Source organism: Geomonas sp. RF6 (genome assembly GCF_021044625.1).
GTDB lineage: Bacteria > Desulfobacterota > Desulfuromonadia > Geobacterales > Geobacteraceae > RF6.
The window spans coordinates 4,721,626-4,737,791 of sequence record NZ_CP087999.1 but is presented as its reverse complement, the minus strand read 5'-3'; the positions used below and the strand labels follow the sequence as shown (position 1 = coordinate 4,737,791).

At 61.0% G+C, this 16,166-nt stretch carries 12 protein-coding genes; 7 read left to right on the top strand and 5 right to left on the bottom strand.

The annotated features are described in order from the left end of the window. Positions 1–67: 67 nt before the first annotated feature. The 5 genes from LPW11_RS20155 (at position 68) to hutH (ending at position 6,502) form a co-directional block, all read left to right on the top strand. Complete coding sequence (locus LPW11_RS20155) at positions 68–742, top strand: PEP-CTERM sorting domain-containing protein (protein WP_230995658.1); 675 nt, start codon at positions 68–70, stop codon at positions 740–742. A gap of 222 nt (positions 743–964) precedes the next feature. After that, positions 965–2,203 carry an imidazolonepropionase gene (hutI, locus tag LPW11_RS20150; protein ID WP_230995657.1) on the top strand — a complete coding sequence of 413 codons (1,239 nt, stop codon included), beginning with the start codon at positions 965–967 and terminating at the stop codon, positions 2,201–2,203. Further along, positions 2,196–3,197, top strand: a complete 1,002-nt coding sequence (gene hutG / locus LPW11_RS20145; protein ID WP_230995656.1) for a formimidoylglutamase — start codon at positions 2,196–2,198, stop codon at positions 3,195–3,197. The genes hutI and hutG overlap by 8 nt, the downstream gene beginning before the upstream one ends. Continuing rightward, a complete protein-coding gene (gene hutU / locus LPW11_RS20140) occupies positions 3,194–4,858 on the top strand; it encodes a urocanate hydratase (RefSeq protein ID WP_230995655.1) in 1,665 nt (554 codons plus the stop codon). The genes hutG and hutU overlap by 4 nt, the downstream gene beginning before the upstream one ends. A gap of 75 nt (positions 4,859–4,933) precedes the next feature. Beyond that, positions 4,934–6,502 carry a histidine ammonia-lyase gene (gene hutH / locus LPW11_RS20135; protein ID WP_230995654.1) on the top strand — a complete coding sequence of 523 codons (1,569 nt, stop codon included), beginning with the start codon at positions 4,934–4,936 and terminating at the stop codon, positions 6,500–6,502. Positions 6,503–6,807: 305 nt separating this feature from the next. On the opposite strand, the gene LPW11_RS20130 is transcribed toward hutH, so the two are convergent. Both LPW11_RS20130 and LPW11_RS20125 read right to left on the bottom strand, forming a co-directional pair. Further along, a complete protein-coding gene (locus tag LPW11_RS20130) occupies positions 6,808–7,185 on the bottom strand; it encodes a hypothetical protein (RefSeq protein ID WP_230995653.1) in 378 nt (125 codons plus the stop codon). A 151-nt stretch (positions 7,186–7,336) separates the two neighbouring features. Then, a complete protein-coding gene (locus tag LPW11_RS20125) occupies positions 7,337–8,035 on the bottom strand; it encodes a hypothetical protein (RefSeq protein WP_230995652.1) in 699 nt (232 codons plus the stop codon). Between the two features lie 315 nt (positions 8,036–8,350). On the opposite strand from LPW11_RS20125, the gene LPW11_RS20120 reads away from it, so the two are divergent. Then, positions 8,351–8,848, top strand: a complete 498-nt coding sequence (locus tag LPW11_RS20120) for a rubrerythrin family protein (RefSeq protein ID WP_230995651.1) — start codon at positions 8,351–8,353, stop codon at positions 8,846–8,848. 311 nt (positions 8,849–9,159) lie between these two features. On the opposite strand, the gene LPW11_RS20115 is transcribed toward LPW11_RS20120, so the two are convergent. Continuing rightward, positions 9,160–10,005 carry an ABC transporter substrate-binding protein gene (locus LPW11_RS20115; protein WP_230995650.1) on the bottom strand — a complete coding sequence of 282 codons (846 nt, stop codon included), beginning with the start codon at positions 10,003–10,005 and terminating at the stop codon, positions 9,160–9,162. Beyond that, a complete protein-coding gene (locus tag LPW11_RS20110) occupies positions 10,005–11,876 on the bottom strand; it encodes a TonB-dependent receptor plug domain-containing protein (protein ID WP_230995649.1) in 1,872 nt (623 codons plus the stop codon). Before LPW11_RS20110 ends, LPW11_RS20115 begins: the two co-directional genes overlap by 1 nt. Before the next feature lie 377 nt (positions 11,877–12,253). Between LPW11_RS20110 and LPW11_RS20105 the strand changes: the two genes are divergently transcribed. Continuing rightward, entirely contained in the window at positions 12,254–14,614 is a 2,361-nt protein-coding gene (locus LPW11_RS20105) for a hybrid sensor histidine kinase/response regulator (protein ID WP_230995648.1), read from the top strand. A gap of 1,004 nt (positions 14,615–15,618) precedes the next feature. On the opposite strand, the gene LPW11_RS20100 is transcribed toward LPW11_RS20105, so the two are convergent. Continuing rightward, a complete protein-coding gene (locus tag LPW11_RS20100; RefSeq protein WP_230995647.1) occupies positions 15,619–16,026 on the bottom strand; it encodes a hemerythrin domain-containing protein in 408 nt (135 codons plus the stop codon). Positions 16,027–16,166 lie beyond the last annotated feature (140 nt).

Below are 16,166 nucleotides of genomic sequence, written 5' to 3'. Positions count from 1 at the left end.
CGAAAGGGAGGTGATAAAGGACGCGTTCTCGAAGCTTGGTTTCTGTAAAACAACGTAGGAGGAAGCCATGAAGAAAGGATTGATTCTTGCGGTAGCAACAGGTCTCACCATCCTATTAGCTGCAGCGTCAGTTTCTGCAACACCGATCGGGCCGACCCTGTCTCTGGACGACGGCACCCACGTCATGACGATCGAGGACAACGGTCCCCACGACAGCAGCCCGATCGCCGGGATCGTGGCTTTTGCAGGTCCCTTTTACGAGTGGTTCCTGACGGTCGACATCGGCATTTCCACCGCTAGTGGCGGCACACCGTACATGCACCTCAACTCCCTCGACTCGACCTTCTTTGGGGCGGGCACCTTGACGGTCATGCTGACCGACTTCATTACCACCCCGTGGAGCGGGCCGGGCGCGCGGGTGTCGGTCGGCGGGGCCTTCGGCGGCCACGGGGACAGTGCAACTTTCATGACCATGGTCAACGGGATCGATGTCAGCACCCTGAACTTCAACACCTCGTCGGGGTTGGGTTTCTCCGGCAACGACGCGTTCTACTACGAGCCCACCGGGGATGACATGCTGCAGTTGTGCGCCATTCTCACCCATCCGTGGTCTATCGTCAACGTCAGCTCCTTCGATTACGCCGTCACTCCGGTCCCCGAACCTGGCACATTCGTGCTCTTCGGGGCCGCATTCTTCAGCCTCGCCGTCTATGGAAAGCGGCGTGCTTACAGAAGGACGTGATGCACTTGCTGCGAGTGTCGTTGCACCACGAAAGGCGTTGCGCATGCAACGCCTTTCTCAGTCTGAGCTGAAGAAATTCCTCCCCGCAACGCCCCTCACCGCTCCCCCCACCATAACCGCTCCCCTATCGGATCTCCCCGAAATTATTCCCGATGCAGGTGACGCGAATTCTCACCATGGTGTACGATATCAATATCCACCAATTCCCTTTGCAGGTGAGCCATGGATCAGGAAATAAGCAACTGTGACCGTCTTTGGACCAACGCGCGCCTCGTAACCCTTGACCCGGCAACCGGTGCCGGCTATGCCATGCTGGAGCACTACGCCCTCGGCGTCAGCGACGGCCTTATCGCTGTCATCGCCCCGATGGAGGGGCTTGATCTCTCCGGCTTCGACAAGGAGGTTACCGATTGCCGCGGCGCCCTGATTACCCCCGGTTTCATCGATTGCCATACCCATCTTGTGTACGGAGGAAACCGCGCCGGCGACTTCGTGAAGAGGCTGCAGGGGATGAGCTACGAGCAGATCTCCCGCACCGGCGGGGGGATCCGCTCCACGATGCAGGCCACCCGGGCCTCCAGCGAGGAAGAGCTTTTCCTGAAGGCGCGCCCCCGCCTCTTGTCCCTCATCGCCGAGGGGTGCACCATGGTGGAGATCAAGTCGGGGTACGGGCTTAACGTCTATGACGAGCTGAAGATGCTGCGGGTGGTGCAGCGTCTGCGCGAGGAACATCCTGTGCGGATCAGTGCCACACTCCTCGCCGCCCACGCAGTTCCCCCGGAATATCTCGGCAAGTCCGACGCCTACGTCGACCTCATCTGCACCGAGCTGATCCCGCGGGTGTCCATACAGAAGCTCGCCGACGCCGTCGACGTCTTTTGCGAGAAAATCGCCTTCACCGCCATGCAGGCGGAACGCCTTTTCCTGGCCGCGCGCGACTACGGGCTCGGTCTCAAGATACACGCAGAGCAGCTCTCCGATACCGGCGCCGCCGCCCTTGCCGCCGCCTACGGTGCATGGTCCGCCGACCACCTGGAGCAACTCGAGGAAGAAGGGGTGCGCGCGCTGCAGCAGGCCGGCACCGTCGCCACCCTTCTCCCCGGCGCCTATTATTTCCTGAAAGAGACGAGGATGCCGCCGGTCGCGCTCTTCCGAGAGTACCGCGTACCGATGGCCCTTTCCACAGATCTCAATCCCGGCTCCTCTCCCTTCGCCTCGATCCGCCTCATCATGAACCTCGCCTGCCTCCTCTGGGGGCTCACCCCCGAGGAGGCGCTTGCCGGCGTCACCCGCAATGCCGCACGAGCTCTCGGGTGGGGGGACCGGCTCGGAACGCTGACCGTCGGGAAAGAGGCGGACTTCCTCGTGTGGGATCTGGAAGACCCGGCGCAACTCCCCTCCGAGGTGGGGCTCTCCGCCCCTCTCCAGCGCGTCCTTAAGGGGGTAGTGACCCGTGCATGAAGAGACGCAGATCTCCCTCTGGCAGGGGAGGGTCGATGCCGAGGAAGGGGGGGAGCGGTGGCATCAGCGGGTCCGGCTTCTCGACCCGCGGGGGGAGCGGCATGCTCCCCCCGGCCTTGCGCTGCTCGGGGTCTGCAGCGACGCCGGGGTGACACGAAACCTCGGAAGAGGGGGGGCGCGCAACGGGCCGGATGCGGTCCGCAAGGCCCTCGCGCCTTTCGCCTGGCACCAGGAAAGGCCGCTCTACGACGCCGGGAACCTCATCTGCGTGAATGACGACCTCGAGGGGGTACAGGAGGAGCAGGCGCGCTGGGTGGCGGCCCTTCTCGAGTTGGAACATTTCCCGCTCCTGATCGGCGGCGGGCACGAGATGGCGCTCGGCACCTTCCTCGGCTTGCAAAGCCGCCTCTTCGCTGGGAAGATGCGCGGCGAGATAGGTGTCATCAACTTCGATTCACACTTTGACCTGCGCGCCGCGGAGCGTTCTACTTCCGGCACCCCCTTTCTGCAGATCGCACGCAGACAGGAAGAGGAGAACCTTCCTTTCAGGTACCTTTGCCTCGGCGTGAGCGAGCCGGGAAACACCGCCGCGCTTTTCCGCCGGGCAGGATCACTCGGCGCGGAGTGGCTCCTCGACGAAGAGCTGGCGGCGTGGAACATGGCGGCAGCGGAGCGGCGTGTGCGGCACTTCCTCGCCCGGTGCGACTTCATTCACCTGAGCATCGATCTCGACATCCTCCCGGCCTCCGTGGCTCCCGGCGTCAGCGCACCTGCGCCGCGCGGCGTAGCGCTGGAAGTCGTAGAACACCTCCTGCAGGTTATAGGTGAAGATGGGGGGAAGGTCGCGGTCGCGGAGATAGCGGAGATGAACCCCGAATTTGACGGCGACGGTCGCACCGCAAAGGTCGCGGCGAGGCTCTGTTATCTGGTGGCGCGCTCTTTCGTCACTTCGCCGGGAGAGAGCGTACCCGATACGGAAGGAGAGATCCCATGAAGGAGCGGCTCGATCCCCCCCGCCACATCAGGGCCCCCAGAGGGGGTGAGAGGAGTGCCAGAAGCTGGCTTACCGAGTCGTGCCTGCGCATGCTCATGAATAACCTCGACCCGGAGGTGGCCGAGCGCCCGGAAGAGCTGGTGGTCTACGGCGGTATCGGGCGGGCCGCGCGCAACTGGGAGTGCTACGACCGCATCGTGGAGGTGCTGCGCCGGCTCGAGGATGACGAGACCCTCCTGGTGCAGTCCGGAAAGCCGGTTGGTGTTTTCAAGACGCACCCCGACGCGCCGCGCGTCCTCATCGCCAACTCCAACCTCGTCCCTCGCTGGGCGACCTGGGAGCACTTCAACGAGCTGGACCGGAAGGGGCTCATGATGTTCGGGCAGATGACGGCCGGCTCCTGGGTGTACATCGGGTCGCAGGGGATCGTGCAGGGGACGTACGAGACCTTTGCTGCTGCCGCGCAAAAGCATTTCGGAGGAGAGGCGAGGGGGCGCTGGGTCCTCACCGGCGGGCTCGGGGGGATGGGAGGGGCGCAGCCGCTGGCGGCAACGATGGCGGGATACTCTCTTCTTGCCGTTGAGTGCGACGAGAAGCGGATCGACAAGCGGCTTGCGACGGGGTACCTCGACCGGAAGGTCACCGATCTGGAAGAGGCGCTGGAGATGATCGACAGGGCGCGGCGCGACGGCGAAGCGCTCTCCGTAGGTCTCCTCGGGAACTGCGCGGAGATACTTCCGGAGATGGCGAGGCGCGGCGTCCTCCCCGATATGGTCACCGACCAGACGAGCGCGCACGACCCCTTGAACGGGTATCTGCCGGCGGGGTGGTCGCTGGAAAAGGCGCGAGTGATGCGACGGGACGATCCTGCGGCGGTGGAGAAGGCTGCGAGATCATCCATTGCGACCCATGTTCGCGCCATGCTCGCGCTGCAAAGGGGAGGGGCACAGACCTTCGATTACGGGAACAACATCCGGCAGATCGCTCTCGAAGAGGGTGTCGAGGATGCCTTCGACTTCCCCGGGTTCGTCCCCGCCTACATCCGGCCGCTATTTTGCCAGGGGATCGGCCCCTTCCGCTGGGTGGCGGTGTCCGGTGATCCGGAGGATATCTATCGCACCGACGAGAAGGTAAAGGAGCTCCTTCCGGAGAACCGGTTGCTGCACAACTGGCTCGATCTCGCCCGCAGGCGCATCAAGTTCCAGGGGCTCCCCGCGCGCATCTGCTGGGTAGGGCTGAAGGACCGGGCACGGCTCGGGATCGCATTCAACGAAATGGTGGCGCAGGGGGAGCTGAAGGGGCCGATCGTCATCGGGAGGGATCACCTCGACTCCGGCTCCGTCGCCAGCCCGAACAGGGAGACTGAAGGGATGGCGGACGGCTCCGATGCTGTTTCGGACTGGCCCATCCTGAACGCCCTTCTCAACACCGCAAGCGGCGCGACCTGGGTCAGTTTCCACCACGGCGGCGGAGTCGGCATCGGTTTCAGCCAGCATGCAGGACTCGTCATCGTTGCGGACGGCACCGAAGGTGCGGCCCGGCGTCTGGCGCGGGTACTCCGGAACGATCCCGGCACCGGCGTCATGCGGCATGCAGACGCCGGGTATGAGCAGGCGATTGAGTGCGCGAGGGAGAATGGTCTCGACCTGCCGATGTTATAAAGGCGGGGCGGGGCAGGCACCACAGTAACCGGCCGAATTCCGGCTGTATTGTCATGCGAGGCCTGAGGAGGGATCATGTTCACCCTCAAACTCCACCCGGGGAACCTCACCCTCAAGGAACTGCGCCAGGTCAGGGACGAGGCGGTTCGGGTCGACCTCGATCCCGGGTGCGTCGCGGCAGTCGAGCGCTCGGTCCAGACGGTGCGGAGCATGATCGAGGAAGGGTGCGCCATCTACGGGGTCAATACGGGGTTCGGGCTCCTGGCACGGACGCGCATCCCTCTCGAAGAGCTGGAAAACCTGCAGCGCGCCATCGTCCTCTCCCATGCAGCCGGGACGGGGGCGCTCATGGCGGAATCGACCGTCCGCCTCCTGATGGTACTGAAGATAAACAGCCTCGCCCGCGGCTACTCCGGGATCCGTCTCCAGGTTGTGGAGGCGTTGGCGCGCCTGCTGGAGGCGGAGGTGTACCCATGCATCCCTCAGAAAGGGTCCGTCGGGGCCTCCGGAGACCTTGCCCCTCTGGCCCACATGAGCACGGTCCTCCTGGGTGAGGGGGAGGTGCTGCATCGTGGAGAACGCCTTTCGGGGCGGCGCGGGCTGGAGATTGCTGGGCTCGAGCCGGTCACCCTCGCGCCGAAGGAAGGGCTGGCGCTTCTCAACGGTACCCAGGCCTCCACCGCTTTTGCGCTGGAAGCGCTCTTTGCCACCGAAGATCTCTTCTGCGCGGCGCTCGTTGCGGGGAGTCTCTGCGTCGAGGCCGCCCTTGCCAGCAGACGACCGTTCGAGGCTCCCATTCATGAGGTGCGCGGCCATCGCGGCCAGATCGACGTCGCCGCTGCCTACCGCCACCTGCTGGCCCATAGCGAAATAGAGGCCTCGCACGAGGGGTGCGGCGCGGTCCAGGATCCTTACTCCCTGCGCTGCCAGCCACAGGTCATGGGGGCATGCCTCGACCAGATCAGGCACGTGGCCAGGATCCTTCTGATAGAGGCGAATGCGGTCTCCGACAATCCCCTCGTTTTTGCCGACTCCCAGGACGTGATTTCCGGGGGAAATTTTCACGCCGAGCCTGTGGCGCTGGCCGCCGACAACCTGGCCCTCGCCATTGCCGAGGTTGGCGCGCTGTCGGAGCGTCGCATCGCGCTCCTCATCGACGCGAACCTGAGCAAGCTTCCACCGTTCCTGGTGGAGAAGGGGGGGCTCAATTCCGGCTTCATGATAGCGCAGGTCACCGCCGCGGCACTCGCCAGCGAAAACAAGAGTCTTGCCCACCCCGCCTCCGTCGACAGCCTCCCCACCTCGGCCAATCAGGAGGACCACGTCTCCATGTCCACATTTGCGGCAAGGCGGTTGCTGGAGATGACAGACAACAGCGCGGGGATCGTCGCCATCGAGCTCCTCGCCGCCTGCCAGGGCGTCGATTTTCGCGCACCAAACAAAAGCTCCCCGCTCCTTGAAGAGGCGAAAAGGCAATTGCGCCAGGAAGTTTCCTTTTACGAGGAGGATCGCTACTTTGCGCCGGATATAGAAAAGTCGAAGAAACTGATAAAAGACGGGATCTACAGCGACCTTCTGGGGCGGCAACTACTCGAGGGAGCCGAGGCATCCGTGGACAGCGAGTGTGTGCTTTCAAAGGAGTAAGCGAGGTAGCGTTCCCCCTTCGCAGGCTCATCCGCGAATTCCGGGGAAGCCGTAGTATGTTCCAATGAAGGGCCGCGCGAGGCCTCGCGTCCCCCCCTTCGCAAAGGGGGGAACGTTGGGCCTTCTGCAGTGCTTCGTGGCATTTACCCACACTCCCCCGGCATTCTCGGATGAGCCTTCGCAGAGGGGGGGCCGCGAGGGCTCGCGCGGCGCTTCGTTGAAGCATAATACGCCGCAAAAACGGAAAAAGGCCCGGATGTCAGGTCCGGGCCTTTTTGAAGCGGTTTATACCACGCTAGTAGACACTATTCCCCAAGGTCTACATCTTCTTCACTCTTCCCGAGGTTGCTTTGGCTCTGGTTCTGGATGTTCTTGCTCTGCCCCTGGCTGCTCTGGCCCTGGCCAAACTGGCTCTGACTCTGGCCAAATTGGCTCTGGCTCTGGCTGGATTGACTCTGTCCGCTTTGGAAATCGCTTTGCCCGCTCTGGCTGCTAAAACTGCTTTGGCTGCCTTCCCTCAATTGGGTGCTTGAGGCGAGAGTAACATCCGGGCTGCAAAGAAGTGAAGGATCGTGTGCGCTGGCACCGCATCTGGTGCATGTTACGGTGGAATCAGATTTGTCGGAGAAGTCTTCGGTTACCATATCTATGCTACGAGGGCAATCCTCTTTTTTAATCTTCATGTCTTACCTCCTGGGCGGGGTGAGTTGCCGCTAATTGCTATTGGACCATATCGCCCAAAAAAAATCAAACCTTCCGGTACTGCCCCGAAGGTTTGTGTAACTGTCTAGAAATGCAGGAAAAGCGGGTGCTGCTGGAACCGCTGTGAACGGGTCAGAAGAAGCTCTCGATACTTCCCAACACCGATTGACATTCAAGAAAAACAGTGTTGTCTCTGTTTTCGGTGTACTGCCAGGAGTGGCCATTCTCATAGGCACAGTACGCGGTGATCCACATGCGATGCCTCTTGATGTTAAACGCTATGCAGTTGCTGTGAATATGTGCCGGTTCCTTCCTTTTTAGATCATCCAATGCTGCTATCGCAACTGCCAAGCCCACTCTATACCTGATGTTGTTTTCCCTGCACTGTTTCGTAAGGTGCCTGAGACTCTTTTTATCCTCTACGGAAAAGAAATAGCCCTTGCTATCCCCTGAGCCATCCCCCGCCTCTCTCGGTGCCGAGCGCACCCTGGAGCAGCTCTCATAGGGGTGGGTGTGGAAGTCTCCGAGGTACTCAAGGTGCGGCCAGTAGCAGTGCATCGTCTCCGCTTTCAGTATCATCGCCTCGGGGTAATATTTCACCCCATCCGCTTTTCTCTTTGCCGAGGTGTCGATATTCGCCATTTCCACCTGGTACAGCGTCCTTTCGTCCAGCATCGTTGCCTGGTATCCGAATAGGCAGCCGTAAGTCTCGACGAAACGCGCTCTCCGGTCGTGCATAACGGAGTATGCTTCGAGCCCGTTGAGGATCATTCCTATCAGTGCTGGCTCGGAAAGTCTGACCACGTATCCGACACTGTTACGCGGAGCCATAGTTCATATCCTCGCAGTGCTGTCAGTGAAAAATCACCTTTGAGAGAATAGCTTTAAGGATCCTTAAGTCAAACTCATGTGCGATATGCGCCGCCATCGAAGTACCAGGAAGGATTTGAAGTAGAAGTGGACAGGCATATGGTATACGGTGCCTCGCATCGGCATAAGCTATTGTCATTTCTAGCTACTCCATGTCATGTGGCGTGGCTTAGAGAGAAAAATTAGAGACAATGTCGTTTCATGTGCTATATTTCTGTGCTGTCTGCCTGGGAAGCTCGGGCGAAAGAGTACATCTTCAATTTTATGGAGGGCACAATGACTAAGTCTGAAACAAATCTGGCTGCCGCGTTCGCCGGCGAATCCCAAGCAAACCGCAAGTACCTTGCCTTTGCCAAGCAGGCGGAGAAGGAAGGGTACCTCCAGGCAGCAAAACTGTTCCGCGCTGCGGCTGAGGCGGAGACGGTACATGCGCACATGCATCTGCGCGTGCTCGGCGGGATCAAGAGTACCCGCGAGAACCTTCTCGAGGCGATAGGGGGGGAGACCCACGAGTTCACCGAGATGTATCCGCAGATGATCTCGGAGGCATCAGCCGAAGGCGCTGCTCAGGCGGAGCGCGGCTTCACCTGGGCAAACGAGGTGGAGAAGGTGCATGCCGGCCTGTACCAGAAGATGCTCGATTCCCTGCAGCAGGGAGAGGCGAGCTACGACTACTACATCTGCAACGTCTGCGGCCACACCGTCGAGCGCGAGCCCCTGGAGAAGTGCCCGGTTTGCAACGCGAACAAGGTGGCGTTCTTCAAGGCGCCGTAAGGTTTAGGTCGGCCTGCACGAAATGAAAAAGCCGTCTCCAGGTGGGGACGGCTTTTTTAGTTGATCCAGTTTTTAAGAAACCGGCTTCGGGGTGAGGTCTGGAGGAGGTACCCAAGGCAAATCCCCCCTGCCCCCCCTTCGCAAAGGGGGGAACGTTAGGCCTTCTGCAGTGCTTCGTGGCAATGCACCCACGCTCCCTCGGAATTTCCGGAAGAACCTTCGCAAAGGGGGGGGCGTGATGTCTCCTTTAGTGCTGCAAGCCCTTGATTGCCTTGAATACCTGATCCTGAATCTGGTTCGGTGAGTAAAAGCTATCTCGCCTTCAGTCCGACCTTTCTGAGGACGGTATCGTTGGTGCGCAGCAGCGACCGGCGCGGGTCGACCGTGGGAACCTTCCTGGAGGACGGGGTGTAGATGCGCGCCACTGCCATCTCCGCGGCCTGCACACCGATGTCGAAGTAGTCGAGGTCAAGCGCTGCCGCCGCGCCGTACTGGAGGTACTGACTGCTGAAGGTGATGATCGGCACGTTGTGTGCCACGGAGAAGAGGAGGAACGCCTCCATGTTGACGCTGCTGAACACGGTGCTGTCCGGCAGCACCCAGAGCGCCTCAACATTCCCCTTCAGCGATTCGAGCTTCGACTGGATATCCCGGGGTGCCCTCACCGGTTCAGGCACCAGCGTGATCCCCATCTGCTTTGCTTCCTGCGTCACCCTCTTCAGATACCGGCCGGACCTTGCGGGGTCGTACAGGACGCCGACCCTCTCCACCCCGATCGTGCCAAACGCCTTCAGGTACTGCTCCGGCGCCGCAAGAAGGGTGATGCCGCCGACGTTATCCGCGTGCTCTCTGAGTATGTTCAGGGAGAGGATGGATACCACCGGTATCTCCCGCACCATCTTCGCAGCAGCAAGAGCCTTGTCACCCATCGCCACTATCACCCGCGGACGCTCTTCCCTCACCAGTCGCTCGACGTTCACCTCCGCGTAGTCGCTGAGGATGATCGTCTGCTCCGACTCTTTGCACGCGGCACGGAAGCCGCGCAGCGCCTCGCTGTAGGCGGGGGCGCGCTGCGACTGCAGCACGAGGATGTCAGCCCCCCAGGCAGGGAGTACGGTCAACGCCGCAAGGGCTATGGACAGGACCAGTCTGCGCATCAGAACCGGTACCTCATGCCACCTTCCACCCAGCGGGGGGTGTTGGGACGGAGATCGAACTGATACTGATCGTCGTTAAAGATGTTGTGCAGGGAGAAGAAGATCTCCGGCGACAGCTCCCGGCTGGGGAAGAGCTTCTGGGTCAGATGCAGGTCCCAGATGATGGAAGAGAGCTTTGAGTCATATCCCGGCAGGTTGTAGTAGACGTAGTTGCCAAGGAGAGAGGCGCGGCTGCCGATGGCGCTGTTGTCGTAATTGACCCCGAGCTTCAGCCCCTCACGCGGACCGGTGTCCCCCGTCAGCTCCAGCCCCGTCTTTTTGTCGCGCGAATCGCTGTAGGTGTAGCCGGCGCTGAGTGCGACGCCATAAATCGGCGAGGTGCGCAGCTCTGCGTCGAATCCCTGCCTCGTCTGCTCCGCAAGGACGACGCCGCCGTCACCGAGCGTGCCTGTGAAGGTCTGGATGTTCCAGATGTTGTTGTAAAAGAAGGTCCCTTTTACCCAGAGGTACGGGATGGCCGCCGACTCCACCCCTGCCTGTACTGTCCAGAGGTTCTGCAGCTGGCGCCGCCCGTTCAGGACCTCCACGTTGTTGATCATCGGCAGGCTATAGCCGCGTGCGCCGTATGCCCGCAGGATCGTGTTGTCGGTGAGGCGCACCGTCGCGCCGAGGGTATAGCTTAAGGCATCCTCCACGAGGTTTGAGTGGTCGAACCGCACCCCGGGGAGGATGGAGACGCGCCCTATGGTATAGGTGCCGTTTAGATAGGCGCCGGTGCGCTTGAAGGAGGCGGTGAAATTGGCGGCGGGATCCATAGTCACCAGCTCCCTTTGCCAGATATCGACCGACTGGAAGTCGATACCGCCGACCACATTTACTTCCGCGTCACCCCAGTTGATCTCGGCCTTCGCGTTGTGGAAGATTTCCTTCGCCGCGCCGTCCCGGTAGAGGAACGGCTCGCTGATCGGTCCCTGCTGTGTTGAGATGGAGCGGCGTCCGCCGGAGGCCTGCACGGAAAGGTTCAGCCGGTCGGCCAGTGGATGGGTAAAGGTGAGACGGCCGCTCAGGTTGTCGATATTCCCCGTGCCGGTGTAGTCGTATTTGGGGAAGGTTCCCTGCCCCGGCGAGTTGTCGCGCAGGTCGAATCCGAAGGCGAGGTTCCCCCCTGTGGGGAGGTCGTATGTGAGTTTGGCAAAGAGGTGGTTCAGGGTCGTCCCGTTGCCGGGAATGAGCCCTTGGGAGTGGATGTTCCCTCCGGTGAGGTAGTAGCCGAGTTTTCCTGCAGTGCCGGTGATCTCAGCGCGCGCGTCGGTGGTGCTCTGCTCGCCGAGGGAGGCGGAGGCGATTCCTCCCACGGTTTGCTCCGCGTTGGGCGACTTCGTGAGGACGTTGATCACCCCGCCGAGGGCGGAGCCCCAGGCCGCTGAGGCGGCTCCTTTTATTATCTCGACCCTGTCGATCATCTGCACCGGGATCGACCCGGGGTCGGCGATGTTGTCCGCGCTCAGGAAGTTCTGCGGGACGCCGTCGATGAGGAGCTGAATGTGCCGTGTTGTCGTTCCGAGGACGCTGATGAAGGAGAAGGTCCCGGGGGTCGTCACCTCGTCGAGCTGCACGCCTGCGACGGTCTGCAGCACGTCGGCAAGGGTGTGGGCATTGACGCGAGCTATATCGTCGGCGGTGATAATGGTGACATTTTCGGCGATCTTAGAAGCGGGGCGGGGGAAACGGGAGATGGTGCCCCCTTCCTCTGCGGATAGTCCGAGGGAGCGGGAGAGCTCGTCAGCATCTTCTACAGCGCTCGCGGGAGCGACGGGCCACCAAAGGGAGAGGCCGGCGAAGACGAATATGTAAACGAGGGTTCGTAGCAACAGGTACCAACGCAACAATAGGGTAATGAAAGGGTGATGCAAAAATTTGCCTGCTTCTTACCAGTTTCCTTTACTAATGTCAAAGCGTTTCTAGAACCCTGTTTGTTACAATTGCAATAAGTTATAACCTTGTAATGTTCTGTCATCCCTTCCCTTACACCTTGAACTCGTTGTCTGCAGATAGTACTTGCATTTGAAAACGTTTGTGTTAAATTCCCCCTAATCTTTGAACGGTTAGGTACGCTTACTTTGGCTCACAAAGGTCATTCCCATAATAACTATTACAGCCTCAGAAAAATCTCTCACGCTCAGCTTCTCGGTCCACTCATATCCTGCTGTGGCTTTCGGCCACCGGTGGTGCAGAAGTGATGGCAGGTATGAATAACAGAAAGCTCCTTTCGCGGCTCACACCCTCCCGCTCCAGCTTCCAGCTGAAGCTCTTTCTCCTCTTTACCCTTCTAACTTTCGTTCTCACCGCCCTCTTCGTTTCCCTTTTTGTGGTGCGCGAGATCCGCCAGCACAGGCGCGAGGCGTCCGAGAAACTGCAGCTCACCGCCAACGCCTTCGCCAACTCCATCCGGCTTCCCCTCTACGCGGAGAACCGTGAGCTCCTGAAGCACCTGGCAGAGGAGATCGTGAGGCTGCCGCAGGTAAAGGCCGTGGAAATCGTCTCGGCCAACGGTGCCGTGCTGGTGCGCATTCCCGAAGTCGCAAGCGCCGTCTCCGCGCATCATATAACCAAAGAGGTGGAAATCCGCAGCACCGCCGCGCCGCTGTGGCCCGAGACGGCAGTCGGGGAGACCGACAGCGCAGGCGACCTCATCGGCACGGTGCGCCTCTCAAGGGGGACGGAGGATCTGCAGGCGAGCGCGCAAAGGGTGGTCGTGACCGGGTGCGCCTACGCCATCCTCTTCTGGCTCGTCGTTTCCTTCTCCTGCCACCTCTTGCTGCGACGGGTCACCCGTTCGTTCCAGGCCCTCATGGAGGGGCTCGAGCGTGTGCACAGCGGTGATTACGTCTCCCGCATCGAGGTGAATTCTGATGACGAGCCGGGTAGGGCGTCCGCCGCCGTGAACGTTCTTGCAGAAACTTTGCGTCAGCGTGACGAGGAGAACCGGCGTCTCAACGCCGATCTCCTGGAGGCGGTGCGCCAGGAGACCGCTTCGAAGGAGCGGCTTGTCGAGTTGAATCAGGCGCTCGAGGAAGAGGTGGAGGAAAGGGTCCAGGCCCAGCAGGAATTGAGGAATCTCGTGCAGCAGCTGCCGGTGGGGATCGTGTGGTCCGACACCCACGGCACCGTGGAGTACCTGAATCACTTCATGCTGGAGCGCATCGGCTACCTCTACAACGAAGCGCGCACCTTCGACGAGTGGCTCTCCCACGCCTGCCCCGACGAAGCACAGCGGGAGCGGGTGGCGTCCCTGCGTGCGGAGGCGATCGCGGCATGGCGGGGGGGAGCGACGGAGAGCTCCTTCTACGATGTGCGGGTGGTGTGCAAGGACGGCTCCGTGCGCGACCTGAGCTGCACGAACCAGCTCTCGGGCGGGCGCACGGTGGACATACTGATAGATATGACGGAGCGGGAGCTCCTGCAGCAGCAGATCATCAGAAACCAGAAGCTGGAATCGATAGGGGTGCTGGCAGGGGGGATCGCGCACAACTTCAACAACGCCCTCACCGGCGTCCTCGGCTATATCTCCTTTGCCAGGAAGATGCTCGGGGAGTCTCACCGCGCCTACGAGCTCCTGCGCTACGCGGAGAAGGCCTCCAAGAGGGCGGCGGGGCTCGCAACGCAGCTTCTGACCTTTGCCAGCGGCGGAGCCCCGGTGAAGAAGGTTGTTTCACTGGTAAAACTGGTGGAGGAATCAGTCACCCTTGCCACCACCGGCTCCTCCGTCGCGAGCCGCCTCGAATTCCCCGAAGCGCTCCACAACGTGTATGTGGACGACGGCCAGATCTGCCAGGCATTCAACTGCATCTGCATCAACGCCGTGCAGTCGATGCCGGGTGGCGGTGTGTTGACGGTGCGGGGAAGAAACGTCAGCAGCGAAAGCGAGAAGATCCCGGTGAAGACGGCAGGGGAGTATGTAGAGCTCTCCTTCATAGACCGGGGGTGCGGCATCAGCGAGGAGGACAGCCCGAAGATATTCACCCCGTACTTCACCACAAAGGCGGAGGTCGGCACAGGCTTGGGGCTCGCCACCGCCCACTCCATCATCACCAGACACGGAGGCGCCATCACCTTCAGCTCCACCCCCGGCAGGGGAACGACCTTCACGATCTATCTTCCGGCGATCAGAAAGCCGGAGGCACCGCTGCAACCAGAGGAAGAGATAGCCGCAGCGGTGAGCGCCGAGGGGACCCCCGTGCTGGTGATGGATGACGAGGAAATTATCCGCGATCTTGCGCGAGATGTGCTGGAGAAGCAGGGATACGTGGTGACTGCGTGCTGCACCGGTGAGGAAGCGGTGAACCTGTGGCGGGAAGCCTGTGAGGCAGGGAGGCCATTCGAGGTGGGGATCCTTGATCTAACGGTCCCCGGCGGCATGGGGGGGAGAGAGACCGCGCAGCAGATCCTCAAGCTGCATCCCGGCGCCCGTCTGATCGTGTCGAGCGGGTATTCCAACGATCCGGTGATGAGCGCCTGGAACGAGCACGGCTTTTGCGCGGCATATCCGAAACCGTACGACGCAGATACTTTGTCGAGGCTATTGGGACAGTTGGGGATTCCCGCGTAGGTGCGTGTGGACCGCCGGGAACGCCTCCGGCTTATCCCGGCCTACAGGAATGCTGTGTAGCCATGTAGGCCGGAATAAGCGCAGCGTTTCCGGCATAAGGTGGCATTGTGCCATGGCGGCTGCGCCGCGTACGTTGTCGAGGTTTTGGGACAGCGTGGGATTCACGCGTAGGTTCGTGTGGACCGCCGGGAACGCCTCCGGCTTATCCCGGCCTACAGGAATGCTGTGTAGCCATGTAGGCCGGAATAAGCGCAGCGTTTCCGGCATAAGGTGGCCGTGCGCTGGCGGCTGCGCCGCCTACCTTGTCGAGCTTTTGGGACAGCGTAGGATTCCCCGCGTAGGCGCGGGTGGACCGCCGGGAACGCCTCCGGCTTATCCCGGCCTACAGGAATGCTGTGTAGCCATGTAGGCCGGAATAAGCGCAGCGTTTCCGGCATAAGCTGGCCTTGCGCTATGGCGGCTGCGCCGCCTACCTTGTCGAGCTTTTGGGACAGCTTGGGATTCCCGCGTAGGCGCGTGTGGACCGCCGGGAACGCCTCCGGCTTATCCCGGCCTACAGAGATGCCGTGTAGCCATGTAGGCCGGAATAAGCGCAGCGTTTCCGGCATAAGGTGGCATTGCGCTATGGCGGCTGCGCCGCTTACCTTGTCGAGCTTTTGGGACAGCGTGGGATTCACGCGTAGGTTCGTGTGGACCGCCGGGAACGCCTCCGGCTTACCCCGTCCTACAGGAATGCTGTGTAGCCATGTAGGCCGGAATAAGCGTAGCGTTTCCGGCATAAGGTGGCATTGTGCCATGGCGACTGCGCCGCCTACCTTGTCGAGCTTTTGGGACAGCGTGGGATTCCCGCATAGGTTCGTGTGGACCGCCGGGAACGCCTCCGGCTTATCCCGGCCTACATAGATGCTGTGTAGCCAATGTCGGGCGGAATAAGCGCTCGTTCCTTCATCCTGGAATTCCCTGTCGCACCCCGCTCAACGACTACTGCACCTATTCCTTCCTGACTACGGGCACAGCTTGTCATACTCTCGATAGATAGTGCCTTCTTCACTGCGCAGCCTTCGCGCGATCGCCGCATAAAGCTTCCCGAACGCAACCGCAAAATCGATATTGTGCTCCGTCCCTGACGGCGTATAGGTGTCGAAGAAAGTAACCGCATTCCGGGTGATTTCTTCCATGTCCCTCGTGTAGTGGTCGAGGAGTTTCTTCAGTGCCGGGTCCTTCTGGGCTGCGGCGTTGAGGAGGGGGTAGAGATGCGCGTCCTCTTTGCGCAGGTGGTTCAGAAGCGAGTTCCGGGCGGAGAGGAGTATCTTGTGCACGTCCTTGTGGGAACTCCTTGCCTCTTTCACCTGCTCCAGCATCGCTGCAATGTCCGCGTGGTCCTTTTTCAAATCGTCAGTTAGTCGCCCCATCTTCAACCTCTTCGTCAATGTTTTCGTCCGCCATCTGCTGCGGCTGTCATGGTTCGACTATACGCCCGACGCTGCCTTCCTTTCTTTGACCGATGTCAACAGAACATCAAACCATGCAACTCCCCCCTCATGCTCCGTGT

What these genes read in the sequence shown, in the direction of transcription:
- LPW11_RS20155 (WP_230995658.1), top strand. Translation starts at nt 68, where the DNA reads ATGAAGAAAGGATTGATTCTTGCGGTAGCAACAGGTCTCACCATCCTA.
- hutI (WP_230995657.1), top strand. Translation starts at nt 965, where the DNA reads ATGGATCAGGAAATAAGCAACTGTGACCGTCTTTGGACCAACGCGCGC.
- hutU (WP_230995655.1), top strand. Translation starts at nt 3,194, where the DNA reads ATGAAGGAGCGGCTCGATCCCCCCCGCCACATCAGGGCCCCCAGAGGG.
- hutH (WP_230995654.1), top strand. Translation starts at nt 4,934, where the DNA reads ATGTTCACCCTCAAACTCCACCCGGGGAACCTCACCCTCAAGGAACTG.
- LPW11_RS20130 (WP_230995653.1), bottom strand. Translation starts at nt 7,185, where the DNA reads ATGAAGATTAAAAAAGAGGATTGCCCTCGTAGCATAGATATGGTAACC.
- LPW11_RS20125 (WP_230995652.1), bottom strand. Translation starts at nt 8,035, where the DNA reads ATGGCTCCGCGTAACAGTGTCGGATACGTGGTCAGACTTTCCGAGCCA.
- LPW11_RS20120 (WP_230995651.1), top strand. Translation starts at nt 8,351, where the DNA reads ATGACTAAGTCTGAAACAAATCTGGCTGCCGCGTTCGCCGGCGAATCC.
- LPW11_RS20115 (WP_230995650.1), bottom strand. Translation starts at nt 10,005, where the DNA reads ATGCGCAGACTGGTCCTGTCCATAGCCCTTGCGGCGTTGACCGTACTC.
- LPW11_RS20105 (WP_230995648.1), top strand. Translation starts at nt 12,254, where the DNA reads ATGAATAACAGAAAGCTCCTTTCGCGGCTCACACCCTCCCGCTCCAGC.
- LPW11_RS20100 (WP_230995647.1), bottom strand. Translation starts at nt 16,026, where the DNA reads ATGGGGCGACTAACTGACGATTTGAAAAAGGACCACGCGGACATTGCA.